This is a genomic window from Cupriavidus basilensis (assembly GCF_000876015.1).
In the GTDB taxonomy this organism is placed as follows: Bacteria; Pseudomonadota; Gammaproteobacteria; order Burkholderiales; family Burkholderiaceae; genus Cupriavidus; species Cupriavidus basilensis_B.
This window is the reverse complement of sequence record NZ_BBQM01000043.1, coordinates 1-4,760: the sequence shown is the minus strand read 5'-3', so window position 1 is coordinate 4,760 and position 4,760 is coordinate 1. Positions and strand designations below refer to the sequence as shown.

The 4,760-nt window shown below is 58.0% G+C and carries 9 protein-coding genes; 6 read left to right on the top strand and 3 right to left on the bottom strand.

Translation table 11 applies throughout. The annotated features are described in order from the left end of the window. Positions 1–12: 12 nt before the first annotated feature. The 3 genes from KF708C_RS36575 to KF708C_RS35320 are packed head-to-tail and all read right to left on the bottom strand — an operon-like array spanning position 13 to position 1,572. Complete coding sequence (locus KF708C_RS36575; RefSeq protein WP_231586664.1) at positions 13–984, bottom strand: DUF1376 domain-containing protein; 972 nt, start codon at positions 982–984, stop codon at positions 13–15. A 2-nt stretch (positions 985–986) separates the two neighbouring features. Further along, positions 987–1,292 carry a type IV toxin-antitoxin system AbiEi family antitoxin domain-containing protein gene (locus KF708C_RS36845; protein WP_063923108.1) on the bottom strand — a complete coding sequence of 102 codons (306 nt, stop codon included), beginning with the start codon at positions 1,290–1,292 and terminating at the stop codon, positions 987–989. 13 nt (positions 1,293–1,305) lie between these two features. Then, entirely contained in the window at positions 1,306–1,572 is a 267-nt protein-coding gene (locus KF708C_RS35320) for a YdaS family helix-turn-helix protein (RefSeq protein ID WP_082080238.1), read from the bottom strand. Between the two features lie 84 nt (positions 1,573–1,656). Between KF708C_RS35320 and KF708C_RS35315 the strand changes: the two genes are divergently transcribed. From KF708C_RS35315 to KF708C_RS33790, 6 genes are all read left to right on the top strand, one after another. Further along, entirely contained in the window at positions 1,657–2,307 is a 651-nt protein-coding gene (locus KF708C_RS35315) for a helix-turn-helix domain-containing protein (protein ID WP_197090467.1), read from the top strand. Between the two features lie 471 nt (positions 2,308–2,778). Beyond that, the gene (locus KF708C_RS33805) at positions 2,779–3,744 is read left to right on the top strand and encodes a polymer-forming cytoskeletal protein (protein WP_059416200.1); all 966 of its coding nucleotides are present in this window, start codon (positions 2,779–2,781) and stop codon (positions 3,742–3,744) included. 10 nt (positions 3,745–3,754) lie between these two features. Continuing rightward, on the top strand, positions 3,755–4,084 hold the full coding sequence (locus KF708C_RS36270; protein WP_156174066.1) for a hypothetical protein: 330 nt from the start codon (positions 3,755–3,757) through the stop codon (positions 4,082–4,084). Then, positions 4,081–4,398 (top strand): hypothetical protein, encoded by a 318-nt coding sequence (locus KF708C_RS33795; protein ID WP_059416196.1) that lies wholly within the window; start codon positions 4,081–4,083, stop codon positions 4,396–4,398. Before KF708C_RS36270 ends, KF708C_RS33795 begins: the two co-directional genes overlap by 4 nt. After that, positions 4,395–4,517, top strand: coding sequence for a hypothetical protein (locus tag KF708C_RS36990; RefSeq protein ID WP_269432207.1), 123 nt, complete (start codon positions 4,395–4,397; stop codon positions 4,515–4,517). Before KF708C_RS33795 ends, KF708C_RS36990 begins: the two co-directional genes overlap by 4 nt. A 2-nt stretch (positions 4,518–4,519) precedes the next feature. After that, positions 4,520–4,708, top strand: coding sequence for a hypothetical protein (locus KF708C_RS33790; protein WP_059416194.1), 189 nt, complete (start codon positions 4,520–4,522; stop codon positions 4,706–4,708). The last annotated feature ends 52 nt before the right edge of the window (positions 4,709–4,760 follow it).

Sequence of the window (4,760 nt, the reverse complement as noted above, 5' to 3'; positions counted from 1 at the left end):
GGTCCTTTTCGTTCATCGCACGTTCTCCATGTCGATAACCATCGGGTCTTCGGGGACACCGAAGCTGTCAAGAAATCCTTGGATATTCGCGTCGGAGCGCGACTGCATTCCGTTCGTGCGGCCGGGCGGCTTCTTCGCGATTCGGGCATTCAACGCAGCGGCGAGCCATGGCACCGGGTCGAGCGGAGCTACGCGGATACACTCGGAGGCCAAATCCCACGCACCGTCGTCGCCAAGCTGCTTGCGAGCACCGCCGAGCAGCGAGCGCGCGGTCTTGTCGGAAACGTCCCGAGCGACAAGCCACGGTACCGCGACTTGGAACAAGGCTTCGGCGGCAGTGAGATCGGCCGGCGCGTCAGCGCCAGAACCGTCAGGTTCTGCGTCTTTTAACTTCTCCCTGTCCCTATCCCTATCCCTGTCCCTGTCCCTATCCCTATCCCTTGGAGGCAATGTCCCGGGGACATTTTGGGGACTTAATGAATTTGTCCCTGGGGACAATTGCTGCTTGTCCCGCTTAGTCGGATCTACGTAAGCGGGGGACATGAACTCATCGAACGTGGGAAATGGGATGTTCGTTTCATGCCTTTGGTTGTGCTTTTTGATGCGACCGCACTCGGAGCGCCAGCGCTGCTCATGCTTGGCAAGCCAAGCATCCTTAGCCTTCTCGGCGACCACAGGATGATAGAGACGGCCATCGGAACATTTCATCCAACCATACAGCGCACCGGAGCGTACCTTCTTCCATTCCTTCACGACAAAGCCAAAGCCCGCGAGGCGCGCGAGCTCGATGTCATCGTCCGGAAGCGATGCGGCGGGGATCTGATGCCATGACGCGCACCACAGGATCACCGCGAAGAAGCACTGCGCAGGCGGGACATGCGACACGAGTTTGCTGTCACGCAGGCGGCTCACGTCCAGCGGCATGAACTGGAAATCGCGCAGATCGCAATCGGCCGGCGTGAGAGGTTCTGGTAGATCAGCCACACCTACTCCCACGACAACTGGTCGACGTTCTGCAACTCGTTCATCCGCTCGCGTGCGAGTTGCATGAACGCGGCCACAGTGTCTTTGGGGAAGCACTGGAACTCGATGGGCACGCACTTGATGCCAGCTGCGGCCAGCACCTTGCATGCGCGCTCAAGGTCGCCTTCCGAGCAGAAGCGCGAGATGGTCGGCGCTGAAACACCGATTTCTTCCGCGATCCTGTTCTGGCCGGTGCGCGCGATGTGATGTAACGAGACCGTCAAGTTCTTGCGTGCCAATTCACCCGGGGGCGAAGAAACTGGTTCCACGTTGCGGCTCCGGTCAGGCAGCGATGGGATCGACACTGGAATTCCGGCGCAAGTAACCCCAATCGACATCCTTGTTCAGGACTTCACAACGAGTTTTCCCATCACAAAAACGCTCGATGGTAGGGCAGTACTTGGTGGGGATTGCGCCAGCTTTGATGTGCTGATACAGGGCGGAGCGCGTCATACCCAGTAACCGTGCGATTACAGGAACGCCGCCTGCAGCATTGATTGCCTGACGAAGTTCCTCGCGGCGCTGTTCTTCAGGGCTGAGATGGTCCATGTGTAGCCACTCCACGTATGTAAAGTATCACTATACATCATAGCGAAGCACGGCTACACATACAAGTGGTAAGTTATGCTAACTATGAGCCTCAACAAGAAAATCCGCGCTTTGCGCCTTCAAAAGAACATGACGCTCCAACAAGTTGCGGATGTCTTCGGGATCACTCGGAGCGCCGTGAGCTCGTGGGAGCGCGGTGACACTCGCCCCGATCAAGATAAGTTGATGCGCCTGGGGAAAATATTCGGCATATCAGTTGAAAATTTATTGAATAGCATTTCTGTGGCCGAGGACACAGATAGCCGTATTAATTTCGCTATAAATACATCACTCGGCCTCCCTCTTATTCCAATCACTGAGGCCGCCAGATGGAGGGAGACAATGGCGGGAAAAAGCGAAGACGCTACCTTAGAGCGCATCCCATGTCCTTTTCCTCATAGCCCTAGCGCTTTTATCACAACTGTTCCTGGTCAGAGTATGTTTGACCCATCCGGGTCAAAGTCATACAGCGAGGGTGACTTTATTGCCGTCGATCCAGCAAGGCCAATAGCGAACGGCTGCATGGTACTTGTGCACAAGAAAAGTACAGATGAAGTCATTTTTCGGCAAATTCTGATAGAGGGAACAAGGAAGATGATTCAGCCGTTAAATAAGCGCTGGCCGGATCAGATAGATACCTTGGGGGATGAGGATATTGTTATCGGCGTCATCATTGGTAAATGGGTTCCAGAGTAGGGAGAAAAATGAAAAAATACTGGTTTTCAATATTAAGTATGTGCATGCTTTCTGCGTGTACCAACACAGGCGCTATAAAAGTCGGACCCGATACCTATCGAGTGTCAACGAGGGTAGCTCTTACGGGAAGTGCTGGCGCCCAAGGAGAGGCCCTAGAAACTGCAGCCAAATATTGTCAATCCCAACAGCGAGAGATCCTCGTTCAACATACCGAATCTGGGGAGTGCGCACTCCGCGGTGGATGTGGGCAGGCCACTGTCACCTTTTATTGTTTGGCGCCTGATGATCCAACTTTGAGGCGCCCTCGCTATACGCCAGATCCCACCACACGTATCGAGATCCAAGGCCACTGACCAGTCTCCCGCTCTCGAGCGGGATTTTTTTCGCCCTTGTGGTGTAGCAATACTTGACACTACCGTAAGTCTTGCTACACTAACGGTGTCAAGCACTACTACACACCCCGGAGCCGAGATGACCACCACCCGCAACAAGAAGTTCGAACTCATCGCCGATAGCGCCATCGAGGTCTTCGGCCGCAAGCTGTTCCGCATCCGCGCGCTGATCTCGTTTGGGAATGTCTCGGCCGGAGAGCTCGGCGGCTATGTCGAGAAGGCCAAGAACGTGGCCGAGAACGGCGACGCGTGGGTCTCTGGCGACGCGCGGGTCTCCGACGACGCGCGGGTCTACGGCAACGCGCGGGTCTACGGCAACGCGCGGGTCTACGGCAACGCGCAGGTCTACGGCAACGCGCAGGTCTACGGCGACGCGCAGGTCTACGGCAACGCGCAGGTCTCCGACGACGCGTGGGTCTACGGCAACGCGCTGGTCTCCGGCAACGCGCGGGTCTCCGGCGACGCGCTGGTCTCCGGCGACGCGCTGGTCTCCGACGACGCGCGGGTCTACGGCAACGCGCAGGTCTACGGCGACGCGCAGGTCTACGGCAACGCGCAGGTCTCTGGCGACGCGCTGGTCTCCGACGACGCGCGGGTCTACGGCAACGCGCAGGTCTCCGACGACGCGTGGGTCTACGGCAACGCGCTGGTCTCCGGCAACGCGCGGGTCTCCGGCGACGCGCTGGTCTCCGGCGACGCGCGGGTCTCCGGCGACGCGTGGGTCTACGGCAACGCGCAGGTCTACGGCGACGCGCAGGTCTACGGCAACGCGCGGGTCTACGGCAACGCACAACTTGTTTGGTTCTCCAAGGTTGGAAGCGAGAACGGAACGCTGACCGTATTCCGTGCTAGCGCGGGCCTCATGGTCTCGCGTGGCTGCTTCCTGGGGACCGATGAAGAATTTCTGGCGGCCGTAGATAAACGCCACGGCGCCGACTCCAAGATCGGCCGCGAATACCACCTGCTCATCGAGGTCGCTCGATCGCGCATCGACGTGAGCATCCCTGTCGCTGCGGACGAAGCCGCCGAACCCGAAGCTGCATAAGGAGGTAGCCGTGATCACTCCATTCACGAATGCGGAGCGTGCTGTCGCCCATGACGTTTCCACGAGTGCTAACGACATCGCTAGTGACAACGAGATCGATGCGGCAGCCTACCTACGCATCATCGCAGCCGCCGTCCTGCGTGGCGATCTTTCCGATAAGGCAATGGCATCGCTGGGCCGTGAACTGCTGCAGCAATACCAGCGTGATGTGATCGGCTTGGTGCTGGCGGCTGACACGGAACTCGACACGATAATTGCTGAGCTGGAGGGGCTGTTCCATCAACGTCGTGCTCTTCTTCCCAATCATATAGCCTTCGATGGCACTGCGAGGACAGCATGAGCTCCTATAGCATCATCATCGATGCGACCTTCGAGGGCCCCGCCGAATCGACGCTAGAAGGCTCGCTGCATATCGAATTCACCGCAGTGTCTGCGGACTCATTGACAGGCGCCGCAGCTGGCGTGGTTATCGACAAGGTCCGCATCCAGATCGGCGGCGCCTGGCATGAGTTCAACGGCGACCTGCAGAGCGATTGGCTGTTGTTTCAGTGCCATCGCTATTTAGAAACGGTGCGTGAGGAAGTTTTCTACGAACTGTCCGACCGCGCTCGCATGGATGCGAAGGATCGAGCAGCAGAAATGCGGGGGACGTGATGCATCCAGATGATGAATTGATCAAACGCGCCCGCAACAACCGCATGCTGTTCGTGGTGACGCTGACAGTGATTGCGGTGCTGGGCATCGCCAATCTTGTGCAGGTTTTTGGAGGCTGAACATGATTCCCAAGAACACCGATCTGCGCCACGTGCGCACCGGCCTCTCCGGCGAAGAGATCAAGCTGGCCGTGCTCGAGTCGCGCCGCATGCAGCAGATCCGCGACCTGGGTGATACCTACCTGCTACATCCGAAAAATGCGCCCGTTCGCGGCGTCTATCACCCCACCACTGGAGCACGACTGCAATGAATGCGCCTCTCGCTACCGCGCAGCCCGACCGCACGAAATTCATCGGTGGCTC

Coding starts and splice junctions, on each gene's coding strand:
- KF708C_RS33795 (WP_059416196.1), top strand. CDS start 4,081: ATGAGCTCCTATAGCATCATCATCGATGCGACCTTCGAGGGCCCCGCC.
- KF708C_RS35315 (WP_197090467.1), top strand. CDS start 1,657: ATGAGCCTCAACAAGAAAATCCGCGCTTTGCGCCTTCAAAAGAACATG.
- KF708C_RS35320 (WP_082080238.1), bottom strand. CDS start 1,572: ATGGACCATCTCAGCCCTGAAGAACAGCGCCGCGAGGAACTTCGTCAG.
- KF708C_RS33790 (WP_059416194.1), top strand. CDS start 4,520: ATGATTCCCAAGAACACCGATCTGCGCCACGTGCGCACCGGCCTCTCC.
- KF708C_RS33805 (WP_059416200.1), top strand. CDS start 2,779: ATGACCACCACCCGCAACAAGAAGTTCGAACTCATCGCCGATAGCGCC.